The 23,715-nt window shown below is 43.6% G+C and carries 19 protein-coding genes; 4 read left to right on the top strand and 15 right to left on the bottom strand.

Annotated features, from left to right (window positions below):
• Nucleotides 1-49: 49 nt before the first annotated feature.
• The 4 genes from ACWATR_RS04760 to ACWATR_RS04775 form a co-directional block, all read right to left on the bottom strand.
• Nucleotides 50-256, bottom strand: coding sequence for a hypothetical protein (locus ACWATR_RS04760; protein WP_069068445.1), 207 nt, complete (start codon nucleotides 254-256; stop codon nucleotides 50-52).
• A 150-nt stretch (nucleotides 257-406) separates the two neighbouring features.
• Nucleotides 407-898 (bottom strand): hypothetical protein, encoded by a 492-nt coding sequence (locus ACWATR_RS04765; RefSeq protein ID WP_460329977.1) that lies wholly within the window; start codon nucleotides 896-898, stop codon nucleotides 407-409.
• 133 nt (nucleotides 899-1,031) lie between these two features.
• On the bottom strand, nucleotides 1,032-3,170 hold the full coding sequence (locus ACWATR_RS04770; protein WP_460329979.1) for a pentapeptide repeat-containing protein: 2,139 nt from the start codon (nucleotides 3,168-3,170) through the stop codon (nucleotides 1,032-1,034).
• Between the two features lie 182 nt (nucleotides 3,171-3,352).
• The gene (locus ACWATR_RS04775; protein WP_460340192.1) at nucleotides 3,353-3,697 is read right to left on the bottom strand and encodes a hypothetical protein; all 345 of its coding nucleotides are present in this window, start codon (nucleotides 3,695-3,697) and stop codon (nucleotides 3,353-3,355) included.
• Nucleotides 3,698-4,136: 439 nt separating this feature from the next.
• Here ACWATR_RS04775 and ACWATR_RS04780 point away from each other — a divergent pair, with 439 nt between their 5' ends.
• The gene (locus tag ACWATR_RS04780) at nucleotides 4,137-4,568 is read left to right on the top strand and encodes a hypothetical protein (RefSeq protein ID WP_069068448.1); all 432 of its coding nucleotides are present in this window, start codon (nucleotides 4,137-4,139) and stop codon (nucleotides 4,566-4,568) included.
• Nucleotides 4,569-4,610: 42 nt separating this feature from the next.
• Here the strand turns inward: ACWATR_RS04780 and ACWATR_RS04785 are convergent, their stop codons facing one another.
• From ACWATR_RS04785 to petB, 6 genes are all read right to left on the bottom strand, one after another.
• Nucleotides 4,611-4,982 (bottom strand): hypothetical protein, encoded by a 372-nt coding sequence (locus ACWATR_RS04785; RefSeq protein WP_069068449.1) that lies wholly within the window; start codon nucleotides 4,980-4,982, stop codon nucleotides 4,611-4,613.
• Nucleotides 4,983-5,026: 44 nt separating this feature from the next.
• Nucleotides 5,027-6,214 (bottom strand): glycosyltransferase family 4 protein, encoded by a 1,188-nt coding sequence (locus ACWATR_RS04790; RefSeq protein WP_460329981.1) that lies wholly within the window; start codon nucleotides 6,212-6,214, stop codon nucleotides 5,027-5,029.
• Nucleotides 6,215-6,224: 10 nt separating this feature from the next.
• Nucleotides 6,225-7,214 carry a GDP-mannose 4,6-dehydratase gene (locus ACWATR_RS04795; protein WP_460329983.1) on the bottom strand — a complete coding sequence of 330 codons (990 nt, stop codon included), beginning with the start codon at nucleotides 7,212-7,214 and terminating at the stop codon, nucleotides 6,225-6,227.
• 546 nt (nucleotides 7,215-7,760) lie between these two features.
• Nucleotides 7,761-8,204 (bottom strand): ATP-binding protein, encoded by a 444-nt coding sequence (locus ACWATR_RS04800; RefSeq protein WP_069068486.1) that lies wholly within the window; start codon nucleotides 8,202-8,204, stop codon nucleotides 7,761-7,763.
• Between the two features lie 445 nt (nucleotides 8,205-8,649).
• Complete coding sequence (petD, locus tag ACWATR_RS04805; RefSeq protein WP_181930359.1) at nucleotides 8,650-9,132, bottom strand: cytochrome b6-f complex subunit IV; 483 nt, start codon at nucleotides 9,130-9,132, stop codon at nucleotides 8,650-8,652.
• 256 nt (nucleotides 9,133-9,388) lie between these two features.
• Nucleotides 9,389-10,036, bottom strand: coding sequence for a cytochrome b6 (gene petB / locus ACWATR_RS04810; RefSeq protein ID WP_181930360.1), 648 nt, complete (start codon nucleotides 10,034-10,036; stop codon nucleotides 9,389-9,391).
• A 406-nt stretch (nucleotides 10,037-10,442) separates the two neighbouring features.
• On the opposite strand from petB, the gene ctpA reads away from it, so the two are divergent.
• Nucleotides 10,443-11,687, top strand: a complete 1,245-nt coding sequence (gene ctpA, locus ACWATR_RS04815; protein ID WP_460329986.1) for a carboxyl-terminal processing protease CtpA — start codon at nucleotides 10,443-10,445, stop codon at nucleotides 11,685-11,687.
• A gap of 131 nt (nucleotides 11,688-11,818) precedes the next feature.
• Here ctpA and ACWATR_RS04820 read toward each other — a convergent pair whose 3' ends face one another.
• Both ACWATR_RS04820 and ACWATR_RS04825 read right to left on the bottom strand, forming a co-directional pair.
• The gene (locus ACWATR_RS04820) at nucleotides 11,819-18,145 is read right to left on the bottom strand and encodes an ATP-binding sensor histidine kinase (RefSeq protein ID WP_460329988.1); all 6,327 of its coding nucleotides are present in this window, start codon (nucleotides 18,143-18,145) and stop codon (nucleotides 11,819-11,821) included.
• A 183-nt stretch (nucleotides 18,146-18,328) separates the two neighbouring features.
• Nucleotides 18,329-19,063 carry an MBL fold metallo-hydrolase gene (locus ACWATR_RS04825; protein ID WP_460340194.1) on the bottom strand — a complete coding sequence of 245 codons (735 nt, stop codon included), beginning with the start codon at nucleotides 19,061-19,063 and terminating at the stop codon, nucleotides 18,329-18,331.
• Nucleotides 19,064-19,373: 310 nt separating this feature from the next.
• Here ACWATR_RS04825 and ACWATR_RS04830 point away from each other — a divergent pair, with 310 nt between their 5' ends.
• Nucleotides 19,374-20,900, top strand: a complete 1,527-nt coding sequence (locus ACWATR_RS04830) for a site-2 protease family protein (RefSeq protein ID WP_460340197.1) — start codon at nucleotides 19,374-19,376, stop codon at nucleotides 20,898-20,900.
• Nucleotides 20,901-20,937: 37 nt separating this feature from the next.
• Here ACWATR_RS04830 and ACWATR_RS04835 read toward each other — a convergent pair whose 3' ends face one another.
• Entirely contained in the window at nucleotides 20,938-21,099 is a 162-nt protein-coding gene (locus tag ACWATR_RS04835; RefSeq protein WP_460329990.1) for a hypothetical protein, read from the bottom strand.
• On the opposite strand from ACWATR_RS04835, the gene ACWATR_RS04840 reads away from it, so the two are divergent.
• Complete coding sequence (locus ACWATR_RS04840) at nucleotides 21,088-21,234, top strand: hypothetical protein (protein ID WP_460329992.1); 147 nt, start codon at nucleotides 21,088-21,090, stop codon at nucleotides 21,232-21,234. The genes ACWATR_RS04835 and ACWATR_RS04840 overlap by 12 nt on opposite strands.
• 58 nt (nucleotides 21,235-21,292) lie before the next feature.
• Here the strand turns inward: ACWATR_RS04840 and ACWATR_RS04845 are convergent, their stop codons facing one another.
• Together ACWATR_RS04845 and ACWATR_RS04850 are read right to left on the bottom strand one after the other, a co-directional pair.
• Nucleotides 21,293-22,552: an FAD-dependent hydroxylase gene (locus ACWATR_RS04845; RefSeq protein WP_460329994.1), complete on the bottom strand. Its 1,260-nt coding sequence runs from the start codon at nucleotides 22,550-22,552 to the stop codon at nucleotides 21,293-21,295.
• 170 nt (nucleotides 22,553-22,722) lie between these two features.
• The gene (locus tag ACWATR_RS04850; protein WP_460329996.1) at nucleotides 22,723-23,619 is read right to left on the bottom strand and encodes an N-acetylmuramoyl-L-alanine amidase; all 897 of its coding nucleotides are present in this window, start codon (nucleotides 23,617-23,619) and stop codon (nucleotides 22,723-22,725) included.
• Between the last annotated feature and the right edge of the window lie 96 nt (nucleotides 23,620-23,715).

Below are 23,715 nucleotides of genomic sequence, written 5' to 3' on the forward strand. Positions count from 1 at the left end.
CAACATCTGCCCTTATTTTATTTGAATTTTGATTAAAATTTGTATATATTTATAGCCCTTGTCGAGAAACTAGCTTTTCAAAGTTGGCTTGGGTTTGATGGAGTAATTGCTGGCGACTATCTACCAGTGTTTGTTTCAGGGTTGGAACAAGATTGCGAGCTTGCAGAGTCATGTGAAGTTGCAGGTTGGCGACATATTCACTGAAATCTTGATTCATTTCATCTGCGCCCGCATCCGTCAATAAATTTGATTCCATTGCCACTGTGTTCTCCTGTGTTAATCCTGTGCTATCTCTCTTCATGACCAAAAACTATCACGTTGTTTGGACTAACTTCTTAATTTGCAATGAAGTTTAACGCTTCTTAGGGATAGGAATAGCGATCGCTATAGGATTTTCATCTGCCTATTAAAATCTCAAACCAACACCACCCTGTACAGAGATAGCTGTACCACCGCTATCACGGTAGGCATCAAAAGCAATGATGGCGTTGCCAAAAAGCACAGTATTGCTATTTGGGATCATATAATCAATGCCCGGTTGTAAAGCAAAACTAATTTTGTCGCCCACAGGAGAAGAACCACCACCACCAGCCAACACTAATCCAGCGCCCAGGTAGGCATCAGTTTGCCAGTTCAGGGGGAAATCGTAGGAAACCGTTGGCACAATTGCCGTATTATTACCAACTAACACTTGAGCGCGGAGTGAAATCGGTGCTTCCAAAAGCTTGTATCGTCCCGCTATCACCCCTCCGAGTTGGATACCATCGGTAACACCAATAGTGGGGCCTATACCGATATAACTACCATAGGCTACTTGAGCTTGTGCTGGTTTAGTAGTCGCCAGACTCAAGACCAAGCCAGCCCCCAGAACTGAAACCAAATATGGAATATATTTCATCACCGAACTCCTCACACCATTTTGTCATTTGTCATTTGTCATTGGGTATGGGGAATTGGGTATCGGTTATTCTCTCCCTGCTCCCCTGCTTCCTAATCTCCCAGTCCCCAGTCCCCAGTCCCCAATCCCCATTCTACGGGCAACGGGGATGAATACCTCCTTGGGTACAAATGTACGCTAATTGCTTGGCATCTAAATTTTTGGCTTGAGAAAAATCAACACCTTGGACTACGGCAGATACTGAGCCTAAATCCGGGGTTTGGACAAATTGATCTGCTGGATCTTGTTTGCTAGGGGCGAGAATTGCCCCCTTAAAATCTGCTCCGATGACATTCGCCCCCCGTAAATCTGCAAGACTCAGGTCGGCATTTTGCAAGTTAACGTTTTCCATCTGGGCAGAACGCAAAACAGCACCAGCTAAACGAGTCGCACTCAGGTTAGCATTGCTGAGATTAGCACGATCCAAATAGGCTCCTGATAAATCTGCCCCTTGCCAATCAGTGTTAGTTAAATTGGCAAAGGATAATTGTGTTCCTATGGCAGTGGCGCGACCTAAACGCGCGGCATACAGATTGGCTTCGTTCAATTTGGCGTCACCTAAATCAGCCCCAGTCAAACTTGCTTTTTCCAAAACTGCGTTTCGCAGATCGGCTCCTACTAGCTGGGTGCTATTGAGTTTAGCGTCATATAGACGTGCATTGGATAAGTTAGCTCTATTGAGAGTGGCACGGCTCAAGTCGGTACGGTTCATCAATACACGACTGAGGTTAGCATCAGTAAGATTGGCTTGCTGCAACTGAGCTTGGCTTAAATCAGCCATCACATCGTCGTAAGTATCCCAGCGTCCATCCTCACCCGGACTCCGGAAGCGACTACCCTTAAAGCTGGCTTGGTTAAGATTTGCAGATTTAAACTTAACTCCTGATAAATCAAGGCTGTCCAGTACCAAGTTGAAGAAGGAACTTCCAGGACTACCGCTTTGACCCAATTGGGTGCTACTAAGGTCAACGCCCTCGATTTTCCCGCTGTAAACAGAGAGAATCTTGTTGATCGTCCGCTGGTTTCTTTGTAGCCGTCCTTGCCGCAATTCTCGCTCTTTGGTTGCAGTGCTACCTACAGACTCCAGTTCGCTAACCAAAAACTGATTCTTATTTTTTAATTCAGGGATGGCTTGAGGCCCGACAGTTGTCAAAGCTTGTTGAATCGTATCCAGAAGACTGGAGTTGGTTTCGCTAACTAATAAATCTGCCAGAAATTTAATGGATTGTGGGTCATTAAGACCACCCATAGCTAGAATTGCACTTTGGCGTTGCTCATTAGTTGCCCCAGAGTTGGGACTCAATTGTTTGACAATTTCAAGGAACTGTTGGCTATTAATTTGCTGAGTTGCTCGCTGGGATTGTTGAATTTGGATATAAACTTGAGTGCCAATTAAAGTTGCCAAAACAGCAGTCATACTCGTCAGCCCTACCCCAAACAAAGTTAGATTGGGATTTTGCTGTATCCGCCGCCACAGATTAGGCGACTGATTGGTTTGGGCTGCCGCTAATTCTTCACTTCCTTCCTGCCATTCTTCTGCTTCATCATTACCGCCAGCAGATTGAGCTTGTCTGTTACTAACTAAGAGTGCATCTATTGTATGAGTGCCTGCGAGTTGATCGTGCAATGCGCGACGCCTCCGACGTGACGGTAAGCCTATCCCTTCACCCACAATCATTAACAAAGACAAAAATGTGAATAATCCTAAATTAGGAAAAGCAAAGCTGTAGCGCCACAGCAGATAGGCGATGGAAATGGGTACAGTCCAACGCCCAACTCCTTCTCTAATCACCACTGCGCCCAAAGCAGGTGGCTTTCCTTGCTCGTTGACAACCCGCACTTTTAACCAACGTTTAGGAATTGTGCTACCAGTCTTAGCTAGTAAATACAATTGCCACCATGAGAGAGTTACAGGTGCTAACAGGGCGATCGTCCACAAAATATTAGTTGGCCATGCGACGTTACGGATGCCATAGCTCACAGGCAGAGCTAGGGGTCTGGCGATCGCTCTTTCTGTAACTACCAACACGGGGTTAAGCGGTACTCGGTTCAGATCGCTTCTAGAATTGGCATAGACACCAATGCCGAAGGGAATCAACCCACTAGTAACCACTAGTGTGATTTCAGCCGCCCAAGCAGCAAAACGCCTGCTTGCTAGCAACAGCGAATTGGCTCTTTCCGGTTTTTTTGACTGACCAGATTGATTACTTCTCCTGACAATTGGTGACGTCATTGCATAATTCCCTTTGATATTATTTCTACGCCGTTCTCGGCACAATTAAAATAGACTAAGCTGATCAGCAAAAAGAAAAGCATATTGAAATAGAATTTAGAAGTCATAAGTCAGGAACAGTTTGTATTCTGGCTCCTGACTTTCATAACTCTGGGCAGAGTGCCAAGTAAATGCATATCAACTTATTGCTTACGTTGAAAGCTACCAGACACAAAAAATTTGTATCCAACATACACTAACACTGCCAAAAGTGCCAGACTAATTACAGATGCAACTAGTTTAAACACTGCTTGCAGCATCGCCAAGCCCACTAGCACCGTCACACCCGAAACTACCAGCTTTTTTGTTCCAGATAAGCTGTTGAACCAAATCTGAAATCGCTCCAGTTGCAAGTTCAAGTTAGCAAAAACAGACTGAGGCGTTTGTTTTTTTTCTTGTGGTTCGGAAACCACCCCAGGTGGGGAATTAATTTCTGCCTCTAGCTTATCGAGGCGACGCTGTAAGTCTTCTTCTGGTTGAGGATTCATCAATTTTTCTACCTCATTTAGCACACTTATCCAACAAACCAGCCAAATTCTATTTTTGGTGGTTGTCTTAGTGATTTTAGCTAATGTCTGTGCCTGTAAGACCTGTCTGCACAGGGAAAAATTATGTTTTTTTCTTGTTGCCTTTCAGACATCAATATTTCTCAGGACTTACGCAAACAATAGCTAAAACCCTTTTTTTCAGGTAAGGGAAATTCATCAATTGCTCCCACAGCATGTAGTTTTGCGTAGACCCAATTTCTGATGTAGAGACGTTGCAATGCAAAGTTTCTACACACATCCATCAAATCTTCACAAACAATCTTTAACTGAACGGTATTGCTTTATACGGCAGATTTTGGAACCAAGACGGTTGGCCGTCGTCTATTAAATCAGACCATATAACAATATTGCTCTAAAAAAATCTGGAGCATTAATTAAAATGAAGACGCTTAGGCTACTTGCAATTGTTCCTACAGCTTTGGCGATGAGTTTGGTTTTCACTGAGGCTAATTTGGCACAAACACCAACAATCCAAATTAATCGGAATCTCCAATCAGATCCACTGATTTTGAACGGAAAGTCTGGGGGAACTGTGAAAAGCAATTGTGGCAATATTACCACTGAACCTAATCAAGTGATCCAGGTTACGGAGTCACTACCTTATTTGCGATTAACAGTAGAGAGTCAAGGGAAACCAACGCTGTTGATAGACGGGCCTGGAGGGCGCTTTTGTGTATTAGCAGATAGTTACTCTGGAGGTAAGTCAGAACTTTCTGGTTACTGGCAGGCAGGAAAATACTCGCTGTACGTGGGCGAACTATCACAACGAGAGTATAACTACACCCTCTCAATCTCGCAAAAAAATAAATAGTAATTAGTCATTTGGACTTCGCTAATGACTAATTACTAATGACTAATCTTCCAGCGATTTGGCTGGAACTTCCACAGCAGTGACATCAATTGTGCCTTCTGGTGTGAAGCGCTGAAAATGACTATCTTGTACTAAAAGTGACTCTCCACAGTTAGGACACTGCAACTGACTATTGTTTAAACCTGTAAATTCATATCCACAGACGGGACACTGATCGGCAACCAAGTTGCGTTGTAGCCACCAACGAAAACCAAAAAAAGCCACAATGGGTGCCAAAAACAGCAACCCGACAATAATTAGTAACGAATTGACCAACCAACCCAAGCCCAGTGATGCCAGCAACCAAATAACTGCCAGCAGAGTGAGCCAAGGTCGGAGATTTAAAAGGTTCAATTGAAATGACTTAAAGCTCATTTTTTAAATGTCGTCCTGCTCTCCTTCTAGGATAGCGATTTTAGTCATTTGTTATTGGGCCTCAAAACTGAGGATATAAGCATTTTTTGCAAGTGCTGTTGGAAGGCATCTATGCCAAACAGAGCGATCGCTTGTTCTCGCAGCCACTTTCCATCACATCGCTGGTCATCCCCTTGAAGCATTTCTATACAAGCCGCTGCTACAGCATCAGGACTGCGGTGTGGTACTCGCCATCCCAGTTTACCATCTTGCAAGGGGTCAGCGGAACCATCGTCGTCACCAGATAATACAGGTACTCCACAAGCCATTGCTTCCAGATAAACAATGCCAAAGCCTTCTTGCGAAGGCATAATATAGGCATCAGCAAGGCGGTAATGTTCCATTAATTCTTCTGTAGCAACGAAACCAGCAAATACGACGCGATCACTCACACCTAAATATGCAGCTAGCTGCGCCAATCGTGGTTGGTCATCACCGCGACCAATTACCAAATATTTGACTTCTGGAAAAACCTGAGCGATTTGTGGTAGTGCCCGAATCGTTACATCTACACCCTTGTAAATATCCCCTGACCATAACCGCGCTACTGTCATCAACACCTTAGCACCAGTGAAGCCATACTTCTGGAGTAATTCTGGCTGCTTGGAACCAGGTGTAAATTTATCTCCATCAATTGCACAAGGCATCATCTGTACCATTTTGGGGTTTAGACTATTAGCAGCACAAGCGCGATCGCGGCTGTAGCGACTAATTGTCCAAATTCCAATTGCTGATATCAAGGCGCGACGTTCTTGATTTTTCAGCGGTTCCCAGACTTCTTTACCGTAAGTTAGCACAGTGTAAGGAATCCCCAAGGGCTGGCAAAGAGTTTGTACTAATACTGCTAAGTTAATATGGCCGCAGAAAACTTGCTGAGGACGGCTTTGCAACAGACATTTAAGTAAAGCCGCTGCCATTTGTAGTCTCCCCAAATAGGGAGACTGATTTTTAAAGTAATGAAATTTTAAGTTCTCGTCTTCAAACGCATTTAAGCTATCAGGACTATCTCGCAGCAAAAAGACTTCTGCCTTGTAGTCTTGGCTCAATCCCAGATAAGCGCGAAAAATATCTTTTATATATGATTGAATACCACCTTCGTGAGCAAAAATTTCTAAGAACACGAAGACATGGTTAGTTTTTTTGTTAACTTTATCACCTAACTTGAGGTTTTCTGCCACTGTAGTGATGTGCATATTAGATCATTTAAACTCGCGGTAAGGAAGTGATTGCACCACTCTGTAAGCGCTCCAAATCTGTTTTGACCATTTTTTCTAAAAGTTCCTCAAAGCTCACTTGGGGTTCCCAGCCGAGGTTTCTTTTCGCTTTACTGGGGTTAGCTACTAGTTGAAAATGCTCATCTTGCCGCAATAAGCTGGTATTTAGGACTACATGGTGTGTCCAATCCAAGCCGACAGACTCAAAAGCTGTGGCAACTAAATCTCTAACACTATGCAGTTTACCTGTACCAATCACATATTCTTCGGGCTCATCAACTTGCAACATCAGCCACATCGCTTCTGCGTAATCTCCCGCAAAACCCCAATCGCGTTTGGCATCTAGATTACCCATTTCTAAGGTGTCAGTTAAACCCAATTTTATCGATGCGACTGCTAAAGAAACTTTTCGTGTGACAAACTGAGGTGCACGTAGAGGAGACTCGTGATTATATAAAATTCCGCTACAGGCAAATAGTCCATAGCGCTGTCTATGATGCACCATAGTCCAGTGAGCGTGCATCTTAGCCGCAGCATAAGGATTTTTAGGACGAAAAGGAGTTTCCTCGTCTTGAGGCGAGAGGAATACATCGCCAAACATTTCTGAACTGCTGGCTTGATAAAATCTGGTAGACAAACCAACTTGTCTTACTGCCTCTAAGAGTCTAGTAGCTGTACCAGTTATCAAGTCTAGGGTTCCCAACGGATCGTTCCAGGAGTCGGGGACAAAACTTGGAGCCGCTAGATTGTAAATTTCTTGGGGACGTAGTTGTTCAACTGCGGTCAATAGCGCCGCACTATCCCTCAAGTCAACCGTAAAAATTTCTACCTGATTTGCTAGTGTGCCCAGTTTTGTCAAATTCGGTTGTCGATGTGGAGGTACTAATCCTACAACTCTATAACCACGGTTGAGAAGCAAATGGCTGAGATAGTAGCCATCTTGACCAGTAATTCCTGTAATTAGGGCTGTCTTAGTCATATTTTCTCCCCTGTTCTCTCTATCTCTTTAAGCACAAAATGGCACTTGTTGGAGAACAAAAAATAAGGCTCTCAACACTGCTGACAAATGTTAACAAGTGAGATAGCGCAACTCGAATGCTATCTTTACTGTATTCACTAATTTTTTTTATACAAAAATATTCTTTGAAAGTTTACAAAAAAATCATAATTACTAAGCAATTTCACGTAAAAAATATATTACTCCAATTCAATTAATTTTGAAAAAGGAGTATACTTTTATCAATCAAATAACTTTATATTTGAGCAAAGACCCCTTGTGCTGGTGCTTCTGTTTTAGAGTGAGTGGCTGAAAGTTAGCAGCGGCGACCACAGGAGAATTTTTTTGTCTTGCTGTTAAGTATAACCAAAATAGCAAGAGCGTCTGTCTGCGACACGCTGCGCGAACGTAGAGAAGACAAGTCCTCGCACTCCGTCGGTACTCTTTCCCTACGCTCCGCCTCCCCTCAAAAGCCAAAATTGGCATCAGAAGTATTCTTAGCTTCCTTTACCCTTGACTACTTCACTTTCACTTTTGTGCTTCTACAGAGTATTTGACGATGAGCAGGCAATTTCTACCATCTGTACCGCGTTCGTATACAACACGGTCTGCCAACCGCCGGAGGAGAAACCATCCATACCCGCCTACTTGTAGAGTACCTGGGGCTGGCTCTGCGATCGCATCAGGATTGAAAGGTTTTCCATAATCCCAAATTCTAATCTCTAGTCGGTCAATCCACAGATAAACATTAATCTCAATGGTTGTTTCCGGCGGTAAAGCATGATGAGCGTGACGAACAGCGTTGGTAAAGCCTTCTGCTAATGCTAAATTAAGGCGATCAAGTTGGGTTTTTGACCAGCCAAGTTGAGACAAATGTTGCAGACAAAATTGCTCAAACCATTCTTGCACCTGGTTTAGGAGCCTGAGTTCGCTCTTAACCGTCAGATGGTCTTGCTGCACTATAGTAAGCATTAACTGTGACTTGAATATAAAAAGTAAACCCAAGTTGCTAGTTATTAAATTTTGCGCTACTCGCAAAATTTCTCTGACACAAAAAAATCTAAATTTACATATTCTGTGTACCAAAATACAAAACATGAACGATTTTGGCATTCGGAGGGTTGTAACTAGCAACTTACGTTAAGTAAGTAAAAAATGTTTGTATTTGTTGATTCTTGGTGATTTGAGATTTTGGAATAGTTTTTCCATCCAAAACTTCAAAATCCCAGATGCAATCTGAACTATTGAAGAAGGTAAAAGACAGGAGGCAGGTGGCAGGAAGAAATTTATCTCTTGCTTTCAACACACAGTCCTTCTGCCTCTCTTGTTAAAATTGACGCCTGTTAATTGTTTTCAAAAGCACATCTGCATCTGCTTTTGAAACTCACAGGCGTCAAAGCACTTTGTGGTGACTAATTTAGAATAGTCCCAAGGTCAAAGATTTATCCAATGGCAAAGCAGCACCAATACCCAGCCATACGGTTACAAGAGTACCAACAAGGAATACTGTGGTTGCAACTGGACGACGGAAGGGGTTTTGGAACTTATTCACGTTCTCAATAAAGGGAACGAGGATTAGACCTACTGGTACGGAACCCATTGCTAACACTCCTAAAAGTTTGTTAGGAAGCGATCGCAAAATTTGGAAGACTGGATACAAGTACCACTCTGGCAAAATTTCCAATGGTGTGGCGAAAGGATTTGCTGGTTCACCGGTCATTGCGGGATCTAGCACAGCTAGAGCCACAATCGCAGCGAAGGAACCCATGATCACAATTGGAAAGACGTAAAGTAGATCATTAGGCCAAGCGGGTTCACCATAGTAGTTGTGACCCATGCCTTTAGCGAGTTTGGCTCTTAACTGAGGATCGCTCAGGTCAGGTTTTTTTTGTGTTGACATTTTGAAATGTGCTCTCCTGCTTAAGTTAAATTAAAGCATTTGTGAAAGCTATCAGCTACTAGGCAACCAGCAGGGGGCAAACAGTGTTTCTCTATCTACAGTCAGCCGCCTGGAGGGCATCTACAGCTTTAAGCTTCAGATACAAGTGTTTGTTTTTTGTAACTTATGTGCAATTAATTTCTTGTGTTTCATAAGTTTAAAACAAACAACTTGATCTGAAAACTGATAAATGTTGCCTTTTGCTAATAGCTAAAGATTACAAAGGACCGGAAATGCCTTGCTTGCGGATCATCAAGAAGTGAAACAGCATGAAGACTGCAATCAACCAAGGCAGTACAAAGGTGTGAGCGCTGTAGTAACGAGTTAGTGTTGCTTGACCAACACTCGAACCGCCGCGCAACAGGTCAGAAATCAGAACGCCAACCACGGGAATTGCTTCTGGTACGCCGCTAACGATTTTCACAGCCCAGTAGCCAACTTGATCCCAAGGTAGGGAGTAGCCGGTAACTCCAAAGGAAACTGTAATCACAGCCAGGATCACACCACTTATCCAGGTTAGTTCGCGGGGCTTTTTGAAACCACCAGTAAGATAAACCCGGAAGACGTGCAAAATCATCATCAACACCATCATGCTCGCAGACCAGCGATGGATGGAGCGAATTAGCCAACCGAAGTTGACTTCATTCATGATGTATTCTACTGAGGAGAAAGCTTCAGTAACTGTTGGTCTGTAGTAGAACGTCATGGCAAATCCAGTGGCAAACTGGATCAGAAAGCAAACCAGGGTAATTCCACCCAGACAGTAAAAGATATTGACGTGGGGAGGGACGTACTTGCTAGTGACATCTTCAGCGAGCGCCTGAATTTCTAGGCGTTCCTCAAACCAGTCGTAAACGTTGGCCATACAATCTCAAGTTCCTAAAAGTCGGTTGCGGTTGATAAATCCCGAAGTTCTGAATCGGCAGAAGCCTTCGCTCAGACTTCTCTCCCAATTAGCAATTTTGGGATTTTAGTAAAGGGGAGTTTTTTTGTTTGCTTTTTAGCTTTCAGCGTGCTAAGAGACTTCAGAAACTTTACACTCTGTAAAGATAGAATATATTGCGATCTCTTTACGCCCCTACACACAAAATGGTGGACACAAAGTAGATTTTATCCTTTGGTGAGTGGATACGATGCATCAGTTGACTGAACAACTTGATGAGAAAAATGCACCACTTCTATAAAAAAAGTAACATAATCGAGAGATAGATTTCATCAACAACAGGGGAAGTGAGCATTTCTAGCCAATTTGGGTTGAGGTGGAATTGATAATGGGGTTCATGAACAAACAAGTCTTTCGGGTTGGATTTTCATTGCTAATGGCGTTTTGGTTGGCGTTGGGTACGCTCACCCAGCCTGCTCTGGCTTTGACGACGGAACAAAAGCTGGTTTCGGAAGTTTGGCGAATTGTTAATCGCACTTATCTAGATGAGACGTTTAATCATCAAAACTGGGCAGCAGTCAGGCAAAAGGTTCTGGAGAAGCCGTTGGCAGACTCAAATGCCAGTTATGCGGCAATTGGGAAGATGCTCAAGAGCCTCGATGATCCTTTTACCCGTTTTTTAGATCCAGAACAGTACCGCAGCTTGCAGGTAAATACTTCTGGGGAACTGACTGGGGTAGGATTACAAATTGCCTTGAATTCTGAGAATGGGAAGTTAGAAGTAGTGGCTCCCATCGCCGGTTCACCGGCAGACAAAGCGGGGATTAGACCACGCGATCGCATTCTCAAAATTGAAGGCGTCTCTACAGAAAATCTCACCCTTGATGAAGCTGCAACCAGAATGCGCGGGCCGAGTGGCAGCCTTGTCACTTTACTGATCGAACGGGACGGAGAAGCAGAAACGGAAATTAGACTGACACGCGATCGCATTGCTCTTAACCCTGTGGTTTCCGAACTGCGTGTTTCCACTGACAATACGCCTATTGGCTACCTACGACTGACTCAATTCAATGCCAACGCCTCAACGGAATTGGCACACGCTATTTCTAGTCTAGAAAAAAAAGGGGCTGCTGCCTACATTCTAGATTTACGAAATAATCCTGGGGGGCTATTGCAATCAGGAATTGAAATCGCCCGTCTTTGGTTAGACTCCGGCACTATCGTTTACACTGTTAACCGACAAGGCATTCAGGGCAGTTTTGAAGCCCTTGGCCCAGCCCTGACGAACGATCCTCTAGTGATTTTGGTGAATCAAGGAACTGCTAGTGCCAGTGAGATTCTCGCCGGCGCACTCCAAGATAATGGTCGCGCCCAGTTGGTAGGCGAAACCACCTTTGGAAAAGGCTTAATTCAATCCTTATTTGAATTATCAGATGGTTCGGGCTTGGCAGTCACAATTGCTAAGTATGAAACTCCTCAACACCGGGATATTAACAAACTAGGTATTAAACCGGATACAGTTATTTCCCAACCAGCCATTAACCGCGAACAAATTGGCACTGAAGCGGATCTGCAATATCAAGCAGCAGTACAACTTTTGGTGAAAAATTCGGTTGTGGCGGGAAAGGCATGAAGAGTAATGAGTTCTGAGTTCTGAGTTCTGAATTCTGAGTAGGAAATCTCACTTATTACTCAGCATTCACAAAGGCATAGTTAGGGCAGGGACAAGTTATTTTTATCCTAGAATAACTGCGATTTTCTCTTTTATACCGACAATGGTAGCTGAATCACAAATTCAGTTCCTTCGCCAAGTTGAGAATTAACTTCGATCGCTCCGCCATGTTTTTCCACAATAATTTGACGGGCGATCGCAAGTCCTAATCCTGTTCCTTTGCCAACAGCTTTCGTCGTAAATAAATGGTCAAATATCTTTTGTTTTACCTCTTGAGCCATTCCCTTTCCATTGTCAGCAATTGTAATTTTTACACCTTTAATTTCTAGTGATGTTTTAATTGTGATGCGGTTAGGATTAATTTTAATTTCCTCAAAACTCCGATTTGTATTTGATTCATCCAATGCATCAATTGCATTTGCTAAGATATTCATAAATACTTGATTTAATTGCCCAGGAAAACACTCAACTTGAGGTAAAGTGCTGTACTCAGTTATCACTTCAATTGCTGGACGTTGCTCGTTAGCCTTGAGACGATGTTTCAAAATTAAAATCGTGCTGTCGATGCCTTGATGAATATTAAACGGCACTTTATAATCTTTGTCGGCACGGGAGAAAGTTCGTAAACTGGTGCTGATATTTTTTAGGCGATCGCACGCCATAGTCATAGAATCAATGATCTTGGGTAAGTCTTCTAAGCTATAATCTAAGTCGATTTCTTCGGCGTGGTGAAGAATTTGATCATTTTTGTTGGGTAAACTTTTTTGATAAAGCTTTAAGTGTTCAAAAATATCAGCAACAGTGGGTTTAGCTTGCTTGAGACTAGCAGCTATAAAACCAAGGGGATTATTCATTTCGTGAGCCACACCAGCAACTAGATTCCCCAGTGCTGACATTTTTTCACTTTGGACAATTTGTAATTGGGCGTTTTGTAAATCGTTCAATGCTTGTTGCAAATCTTGTGATTTTTGCTGCAAGGCAAGTTCAGCTTGTTTGCGATCGCTAATATCTCGCATTACAACCACTGCACCGGCTTTGTTACCCGCAGGATCGAAGATCGCTTGTCCGCTAGCTAACAAAATTCTCGTAGAACCATGCTTTGGCGCAATTACCATTTCGGCATTTTCGACTATTTCCCCTTGCAAGGCGCGAAACAAAGGAATTTCGGTTTTTAATAGAGGTGTTTGACCATCAGGTTGATAAAGATCGAAGTATTCTGCCCATTCTTCTGCTGGTAATGATTCTAGTGGTAAGCCATGAAATTCACGAGTTGCTTTGTTAAATAGAGTCAATTTACCATTAGCATCACAAACAACAATCCCATCTGTAATATTGTGAATGATGGCATTCAAAAACTCTCGTTCTTTGGCTAGAGATGCTTCGGCCTGTTTGCGTAAGCGCAGCTCGTTGTAGACATCGCTAATATCAATTACCACCCCATCCCAGATGATTGCACCATCGGCTTGTCGCTCTGGCCGAGCCGCCGATTGAATCCATTTAACAATTCCTGAAGGCGTGATAATGCGCCATTCTTCCTCAAAGGGTGTCATATTTTGGGCAGAGTAGGCGAGCGCTTGGGCAATAGCTGGCTGATCGTCAGGATGATTCATGGCGTAAAGGCTACATATCCCTGTCATCACTGATTCTGGCTCTAAGCCATACAAGTCCAAACAGCCAGAACTAACGTATGGCGTTGAAGTTGAACCGTCGGCCGCTAACCGGAATTGGTACACCATACCAGGAATATTATTCGTCAAATTTTGGAAGCGGATTTCACTAGCTTGCAATTTTGCTAGAGATTGTTCCAACTGTTGAGCATAGTTCTGGGAATTGCGATAAAGGCGGGCATTTTCCACAGAAATGGCAGCTTGAGCGCAAAGTAAGTTGAGTAGCTTGACGCGATCGCTTGTAAATGCTCCAGTTGCCAAATTGTTTTCCAAATACAAAATGCCCAGCAACTTACCCTGATGCAAAATCGGGATGCACAAGATACTTTTGGGCTGCTGTTGCTGAATATACGGGTCATTAATTAATTGCGGATGCACCGTGGCATCAATAATCACTACTGGTTGTAAGTTGCGTTTGACGGTATTAATTAAGCTAACTGGTAGATCAGGGGAGTCTTCAACAGGCTGTGGGTTCGACAACATTGGGTAAAAATCGACTTCAGCAGTTCCTTTGTTCTGTAGAGATGTGCCACCAAAGGAAAGCTGTGCTAACGCCTGAATTAGTAAACCACCTGACTCCAAAAGCATGAACACACACTTATCAGCTCCCGCATTTTCAATGACGATATGCAGCAACGCCGAGAGCAGTTTTTCGAGTTCGATTTCGCTAGAAAGGGTTTGGGAAGCTTTGAGAATGGTAGCTAAATCTAAAGCAACAGAGACGTTGCTACTACTGGAAGTGGCGGAACTGGTGGAGGTGATACTTTCTAATGTGAAGATAGTTTCGTTAGTTGAGAGGGGAGAACGAGTTGGCTGGAGAATGGGAGCGAGGAGTTGGGGATAGCGTCGTTCCAAATCGGCGACTTTGGCTTTAGCTTCCCAACGAGCATAGCCGTAGTAGGCTTGGGTCATGTATTCTTGAGCAATCCGCTCTTTGCCCCAGTCGAGGTAAAATTTGGCAGCTAGTTCATTGGCAAGTGCTTCTTCTTGGATGTAATCGTTTTCTTTGGCTCCTTTGATGGCGCGATCGTACAAATCTATTGCCTCAGCTTTGTTGCCTTGGACTCGTTCTCGTTCCGCCTCGACTAGATGAAACTTGTGCAAGAAATTCATTGGCGCATGAGTTGCCCAGTCTTTGAGTTTTTCTTGATTGGCAGCGATGCATTCCTTTATTGGCTGCTGTTCTGGGGTTGAAAGTTCTCCCAAATATGATATTTGAGCTAAAGATTCATAGAAATGAAAGATGGGTACATATAAAAAAGCCAGGACAGCATCTAAATACTGTCTTGCTTGTCCAGCCTGTTCTACGGCTTGTTCAAACTCTGAAAACAGATAGGACACAACTAGTTTGTTAATCCACAGCAATGCTAATCCGGTGCGATCGCCCGCTGTTTCATGTAATGGAAGTTGATGCTGTTCATTGTAGGCTGCACCGCTCAACACCACTACTTCATCCCCATTCCCCATTAAATTCAGCAAAATTTGCCGAATCAACTGGGAATAGGTGAGATTGAGATTTTGCTTGAGGTGCTTGAGGGCTTCACAATATCGGGCAACTTCTGGCTCCAGTTGCGTTAAATTCTTTCCGGCAAAATAGGAGTAAAAACCGTAGTTATACGCAGAGTAACCCGCAAAAGCCAAATCGCCTACATCTAAACAATTACAATAAGCTATCTGCAAGGGGTTTAATGTCTCACGCAGGTGCATTTTCCAATGCCTTGTGTACACATAGACTAGTAATAAAGTTTTCCCCTTCAATTCGGAATTTTGCTGACGTGATAGCAGGTCGAGGGCTAACTGACCGAATTCATAACCTAATTCAACCTTTCCGAACACACCACACATCAATATTCCATAAGAGACATAGCTAAATGTCGAGGTTGACTCATTGCCATACACAACAGACAAATAAACCTTTTTTAAAATCACCAATAAATACAGTCGTGGCTGATACAGATAGGCGCAGGGTGCTACCGATGTCAAAATTCGAGCCGCTGCCAGGATATTTGCATTATTTGCTTCGCTGAGGTTGAGTAACTCACCAGGTAGACGCTCTCCAATCGCATCGGAAACGGTACTAAAGGCAGCTGCCACATCGTCCTGGGTAGGAGCTGCGGGCAGTTCTACTCCCAATTGCTTTAAAATGGCAAGTGCCGCTGCGATCGCTTGAGCAAATTGACCCTGGGCTGTGAATGCTTCAATCTTCACTTCATAGACGCTAATTTGAGCTAACGGAGTTTTGGCGTGATTCAAGACAAGGCTGGCATTGGCTGACATTTGCTCTAAATCACCACTCAGATAGGCGGCTTCTGTGGCGACTTGATGGAGTGCTAAGGTCAACTCATACTGATGCTGCCAATTGTTTTGGGCAAGTAACCCAATGCCCACCTGAGCATATTTACAGGCAGCAGTGTAGGCTGTGGCCGCCTTTGCCTTGCGACTTGCCATCAGGTTAAATTCGGCTAATGTTTGACGTTCTGCGGATTGGGCGATCAATTCAGTTGCAATATTGAGTTGACTGACTATTTCAAAAATCCGTTCTTCTCGGTTGCTTTCGGGAGTATTACTTAAGAGTAACTGTCCAATCTTCAGGTGAACGGGTTGTTTTTCATCGGCGGGAATTAGTGAGTATGCTGCTTGTTGCACCCGGTCATGTAAAAATTTATAAGTAACTGTCATTTGTCCTTGGTCATTGGTCATTTGTTTATGACTATTGACAAATGACTCCTGTTGATAAAACTTATAAACTTCATTTTGGGGTATAATCAAGCCTTCTTGTAAAGCTTTCCATAAACTTGTAGCCGCTTCAATTTGCGATTTTTCAGAAACGATCGCCAATGTCTTCAAATCAAATTGATTACCAATACAGGCTGCCAGTTTCAAGATATCTTGAGTGTTGGGTGGCAATTTCTGAAGTTGTTGTGCCACAAATTCCACCACGTCATCAGTGAGAGCGAGCGATCGCACTTGTGCTACATCACATTGCCAGAAACCTATCTCCCAATCAAAGGTAATCAGCCCATCCTCATGCAGCGCTTTCAAAAACTGAGTCGTGAAAAAGGGATTACCTTGGGCTTTTTGATAAACCAACTCTGTCAATGGCAATGCTTGGACTGTTGCACAACTGAGGGAGTCGGCAATTAAATGGTTAACATCTGCTTGACTCAAGGGATCTAGAGTTAAAGTCTTGACGCAGGAAGATGCCTTTTCAATTTCATCTAACGTCAACATCAGTGGATGAGCTGCAAACACCTCGTTATCGCGGTAGGCGCCAATAATGAATAGATAACCCCAATCACTCTGGGCCATCAACAGCTTCAGCAAATTGAGCGATGCCGAATCTGCCCACTGCAAGTCATCAAGAAACATCACCAAAGGATGCTCTCTTGTGGTGAAGACTTGAATGAACTTTTGGAACAGCAGATTAAAACGGTTCTGTGCCGCACTACCCGATAATTGTGCGATCGCAGGCTGTTTGCCGATCAGCTGCTCCAATTCAGGAATTACCTCGATTAGGAGTTGCCCGTTGTCTCCAACTGCCGCTAAAATCTTGCTCTGCCATTGCTTCAGTTGGCTATCACTTTCACTGAGCAACTGTCCCATCAGGTCACGAAAAGCTTGCACAAAAGCAGATAGAGGAATGTTGCGGTTGAACTGGTCGTATTTGCCCTTGATGAAATAGCCGTTCCACCGGACAATTGGCTTATGTACTTCATTGACAACTGCGGTTTTACCAATACCAGAGAAACCTGCTACTAGCATCAGTTGGGAACCACCATTAGCAACATAACCAAAGGTATCCAGTAACGTTTGCACTTCCGATTCTCGCCCGTAGAGTTTTTCGGGTATGAGAAAGCGATCGCTGATATCTCGCTGTCCCAAATCAAACCAGGTGTGCTTACCTGTTTCTCGCCACTGCTCTAAGCAAGTCACTAGGTCATGTTTGATTCCTAGCGCACTCTGATAGCGGTCTTCGGCGTTCTTCGCCATCAGTTTGCGGACAATTTCCCCCAGCATCAGGGGCAAATCGGGGTTGAAATCGCAGAGAAAGGGTGGTTGTTTGGCAATGTGACAATGCAGCAATTCCATCGGCTCATTGGACTCAAAGGGTAATTGTCCACTCAACAGTTCAAAGAAAGTTACGCCTAATGAATAAAAGTCACTGCGGTAGTCAATACCCCTGTTCATCCGTCCGGTTTGCTCTGGTGACAGATACGCTAGCGTTCCCTCTAGTCCGTTGGGACTTTGGATCTCCTGGGTTTCTCGTGGTAAAAGCGAGGCAATACTGAAGTCAATCAGCTTGATTTGTTTGGTCTGAGGGTGAATCAGGATGTTGGCTGGTTTAATGTCTTTGTGAATGACACTCTGTTGATGCAACTGATGTAAGGTGTCTAATAATTGCAAAGCAATGGGTAGGAATTGCTCTAATGTGAGTATTTTTCCTTGAGTAAATTGCCGCAAGGAAACACCACCAAAGTCTTCCATGACTAGAACATAGCCATTATGATAGGCTTCCAGACTATAGGGTTTGATAATGCCGGGAATATCTATGTTTTTAGCGATCGCATATTGGTTGCGAAACTGTACTAATTCGCTAAAAGTCGGGTATTCTCGTTTTAAGAGCTTGATGACAACTGGCAGGCGATCACATTCTCGAACTGCCCGATACACTTGGGTGCGAGAACCTAAATATAGTTGTTCTATAGTTTGGTAGCCAGCGATCGTTAAAGTTCCATCAACTTTGGCGCTCATAAGTTTTTACGAGAATATCTGTATACTAGCGTTATAATTCCCAGGACAATATCTTGGTTAACAAAGGTTAGAAAACTGGTATTGGGCAAAACAGTTCCTCTTTTCCGTTAGTGCTAGCGGGGTATTGAGCAGTGCTAAGTAAAGAAGTGAGATTGCCTCCCCACTCAGCAATCCTGCTTGCTTTTAAAGTAGAGGCTCTATCCGCAGCAAAGCTGGTAAATCTAGAGAGGCGAGGTGTTGATAAGCTTGATCTATGAATCGCTTGCCTCTAAGAAAGCCTGTATTAGCTCCAGGACAAATATACTGGAGAGTTTCTGGTGTAAAACGTTCTAACAATAATCGAAGACTCTGAATTTGCCTTGGCCAGTGAAAGGTTTTAGCTGACCGTAATAATACTGCCTTGCCATGCTGATTTGGGAGTAAATGGCGACCAGAAAACAATATACCTCCAAGTTCACTGTAGTAGAGGCAAGATGAGCCAGGAGAATGACCTGGTGTCCAAATCACTTGTGTTGCTGCATCAAGGGTAAATTCCTGCCTAAATGTAGTTACGGTTAAGCCTGGTAATAAATAAGCTTCTTGCTCTTGAATCAGCACCTCGCAGCCAAAGGTTTGCTGAAATTCAGCAGTCTTGCCAATAGCGCCGCGATGAGTGATGAATAACCAACGCACGCCTCCATGCGATCGCAAAAAATCTTGATTTGTTTGGTCTAAAGCAGGGCAATCTATGAGGATATTCCCTTCATTTCTTACAATAAAATAAGAGGTTCCCCCTAATGTGTCCCGATTGGGTGGAAAGGCATAAATACTCTCTTGTGCGAAGTCCGATTGCAGAGAACTTCCGCTAGGAACTTCGTCAGGGAAGACAGCCCGTGGTGACTTATTTGTATGACTTGGTTGTTGAGGTAAAGGGCACATGATCAAAGAACCGAAACTGAGGAGTTGTGGACAATCTGGTGGTAGTGTGGAAATTCTCAAGAATTGAACTGGGGATTGGGGACTGGGGACTAGGGACTGGGGAAGATTTGAATGGAGATTGGTATGCCAACCAAATCTTAAAAGAATTTATTACCCAGTACCCAATACCCAGTACCCAATCCCCAGTACCCAATACCCATTCCCCTGTTAACCCTTGTGAAAACAATTGGGATTTGAGGTCTGCCTTGTAGTTAATGCTATGGTGCTGAAGCTACTGGTAGGGTGTTTTGTCAAAATTACTGAAGATAACATGGCATTTTGGTTTCTGTTTATCCTCCTACTGGGGCTAGCTACTTATCTAATGGTGCAGCACAGCGTCGCTCACATCACTCGGACGCCAGTATGGTTGTTGTGGCTGGTTTTAATGACACCAGCATTTCTGTTGAGTGGATGGACGCTGATATACGGGGCGAAACCACCTCCGCCACCAGGACTGATCATTTGGTCGTTATTTGTCTGCACACTGTTGTACTGGATATTGTTTCACTGGGGGCGTCGAGTGCCAAGAGATACACAGACCGAAGCTGAATCCCAAGCCCCAGCTTCAGAATCACAGCCGAATATCCAGCCTACCCCAGAACCAATAGTGCGTCCCATTGAGCCAACGGAAGAAACCCAACTGCGAAATTGTTTTCCTTGGTCTGTATACTACGTTCAAAATATTGAGTATCGACCACAAGCTGTGATTTGCCGTGGTCAGTTGCGAACTAAAGCCAGCAACGCCTACCAGCAGATTAAGACTAATATTGAAGCACAATTTGGCGATCGCTTCTTGCTGATCTTTCAAGAAGGTTTAAATGACAAACCTTTCTTTGTGCTAGTTCCCAACATTCAAGCTGCTAAAGAGAGAAATACACCACGACGCGACCAGGAACGGTTAACTAAACCAGGATTAGCACTTCTACTACTAGTAGCTACTTTGCTAACTACTACCTTGGTGGGAGTAGAAATTGCTGGTGTTTCTCTGCCGCCTCTTTGGGAAATTGGCTCTTTGTTCAAAGTTCTATCTAACCCAGATATCCTGTTCAAGGGATTGCCTTATGCTTTAGGACTAATGACTATTTTGGGCATTCATGAACTTGGGCATTATTTGACAGCTAAGTTTTACAAAATTCGCTCGACGTTGCCTTACTTTATTCCCGTGCCTTTCTTTTTGGGAACTTTTGGGGCATTTATTCAGATGCGTAGTCCCATTCCCAACCGCAAAGCTTTATTTGATATTAGTATCGCTGGCCCAATTGCAGGTTTTGTTATTACTTTGCCACTACTAATATGGGGCCTGGCTAATTCTGATGTGGTTGCCATCACTGAAAAAACCCGACTTTTGAATCCTGATGCCCTTAATCCCAAATATTCAATTTTACTGGCGTTACTCTCGAAGTTAGCTTTGGGAAGTGAGTTAACAGCAAAATCAGCCCTTGATTTACATCCAGTTGCAGTAGCTGGTTTTCTGGGATTAATTGTGACGGCGTTAAATTTAATGCCTGTGGGACAACTAGATGGAGGTCACATTGTCCATGCGATGTTTGGACAACGAACTGCGATGGTAATTGGTCAAATTGCTCGCGTATTGTTGCTATTGCTGGCTTTAGTTCGGGAAGAGTTTTTGGTGTGGGCGATTATCTTATTATTTATGCCGTTGATTGATGAACCTGCACTAAATGATGTCAGTGAATTGGATAACAAACGTGACGTTTGGGGATTATTGGCAATGGCTTTGTTGATTATAATTATTTTGCCATTACCGCAAGCGATCGCTAACCTTTTGCAAATTTAAGTAGAATAGCGATAGCCACCTTCAATGGCTTGGGTAATCAGTGCGATCGCTGATTTTTTTTAATTTCTTCTAACGCCTGCCGATATTTTTTCTGCTTCAGCAATTCTTGCAGTTTTGTCTGGAAAGGGTTTTCAGCAAGTTTTGTACCTGTGCTAGAGACGTGTTTTGGTGAGTGGTGTTTGGACTCATGTTTAGCCATCCTTGCCTCCAGTTTGGTAAAACTGTTGATACACCCTATATATATTTAATCAAGATATCAGCGATCGCGATCGTTTCATCGGTAGTTGCTGACATGAAGAAGGCAGTTATTGCTGGAGGCAGAAGGTTGCAATAACCCGAATTTCTCACTCATATTGTGGGGAGGGTATAAATTCTGACTCCTGAATTCTTCTTCAACGTTTTGCTAATTCTGGAGTCCGCCCTTTCAAGCCAATCATCAATTTCAGCATAAACACCTTTAACATAGGGACTCGCTGTAAAAGCCATAAACCCAAGCGACGAACGAGCACTATAGGGAAGAAATTATTAGAAAACATCCGATCTAACAAATCGGTGAACCCTAAAATTGTCAGATTTTCTAACTTACGCCAGCGTTCATAACCTTTGAGAATCTGGATGTCACCAATATCTTTACCCGCTTTGTGCGCTGCTTGAATGACTTGCGCCAAAGCTGCTGCATCCCGAATACCCAGATTTAAACCTTGTCCGCCGACGGGATGGCAATTGTGCGCCGCATCACCAATTAATGCTAGTCGGGGGAGAACGTAGCGATCGCTTTGCATGAGTTGTACTTGAAAAACAAAGCGATCGCCTAGTAATTCCAATTTTCCCATCTGATCGCCATAGCGGCGGGTTAATTCTGCCAAAAATTGCTCATCATTTAAGGCACACAAAGCTTTTGCTTCTTCGTGGGGGGCTGTCCAGACAATGCGGCAACGGTTCCCCGGTAAAGGTAAAATCGCAAAAGGCCCGCTAGACCAAAATCTTTCGTAAGCGGTGTTATTGTGGGGTTTTTCTGGTTTGACAAATGCCACAATGCAAGATTGCCAATATTTCCAGCCAGAGGTTTTGATTCCAGCAGCTTGCCGAATTGGCGATCGCGATCCATCTGCTGCTACAACTAATTTGCTGCGAACTGTTCTTAGCTGATCGGCAACTTTTATATCTATGGCGACTATATTCTGCTGGTACTGCGTATTTACCACTTCCGCCGGACACAGATAAGTCACATTTGGGCAATCTTGGATAAAGTCTTGCAAAGGCTGCAATAGGGCTTGGTGTTCCGCCACATAACCCAACTCTGCTGTATTGATATCATTTGTGGTAAATTCCACCACATTGGGATAATCGGCATCAGAAAGACGAACTCGGCAATACTTGGCGATTTGAGGCAACATTTTGTCCCAAACTCCAATTCCTTCATAAATTAGCGACGAAAGCTTGTGAACTGCATAGGCTTGTCCCTTGGCTACCGCCGCTGATGCCACTTTCGCCTCAATTAGCAAGACACTTAAACCAGAATCTTTTAAAGCAGAGGCTAGAGTTAACCCAATAATCCCACCGCCGACAATTACCAAATCATATTCATATCCCCGCTCATTTGGCGGTGTTGGTTGAGGGGAAAGAGTTTGCTCAAGCTGCGTTATGGTCATTGTTAAGTTAGGTTACAGCGTCTTAACTCTTATTTTGACGCGATCGCGCCTCCTTGAGCAAGTTAACAATTCAAAATTCTATCTATAAGCTAGGTATAAAGCCTGTTTTACTTCTGACTCCTGTTAGCGGTAGCGGGGCGTTTAGCCCATTCTGACTCCTGAATTCTGAATTATTTACTGACTCGATAGATTGGTCTAACCTGACGATAAGTATTAAGTAAGTCTAGAAATTTATTACCATCAAAATTTATCGGGTCAACTTTTTTACTAGAACGGTCTACTAGTTTATGGGTAGTGATGCGATCGTCTGGGACTTGACTTTGAGCAATTAACCAAGCAAGAGAATTATATTGAGCTTCCGTATAACCGCTATGGCTTTGTTGGCTGCTAGCGTCATAACCATCTGGCGGTGTTTCCAAAGAAACGTGATAGGCAAAATTATTCACAGACGGGGGCAAATTTGGATTAGTCTTCACAGTTTCCACGCCATCAGGACTATCAAATACTGAGTTAGCTGCACCAAAAGCCCGCTTGTCTGGCGGTACTAGATAAACCACCGTTCCATCTAACTTGATTAAGGCGTGGTAACTTGCTTGCACACTTTCATCATCATGGGCTACTTGAAAGAAATTGATGGCGCTAGAAGCTGAATAACCAGTTTCATGGAGGACGATAATCGGTTGGTTGGTGAGAGGAACGCCGTTAACATCTTGGGCGTACCGTTCTCCATAGTTAGTTGGGTTAACTGCGACAACTTGATAATTAGGTCTGTATTGTGCAAAAGCTTGAGTGGTTACGTACCTTGTTGCAGGCTTGTTAGTCTTGACTGGGGACTTGACAACATCTTGAGATTTATTTTCTGGCTCTTTCGCTGATTGGAATTCTGCCTGGGGATACTGACTCCAGGCTGTAACCTGTGGATTGGATGTATTGGATGTATTGGATGTATCAGATATTGTCGGATTATTTTGTAATTTTGTCGCTCGTCCAATTAGCAGCACTATAATTAGAGCCATGAACATCAGCGAGATTAGTAGCACCCTAGTCGCCCAGTCTTTAAACCTCATTTTTCTGATACCTGTAAAACAGTAGATATTAATTTATAGCTAAACTTGCATATCCTTTGTAGAGGCGCAATTCTGTAAACCCCTATAGCTTATGGT

Source organism: Nostoc sp. UIC 10890 (assembly GCF_054786515.1).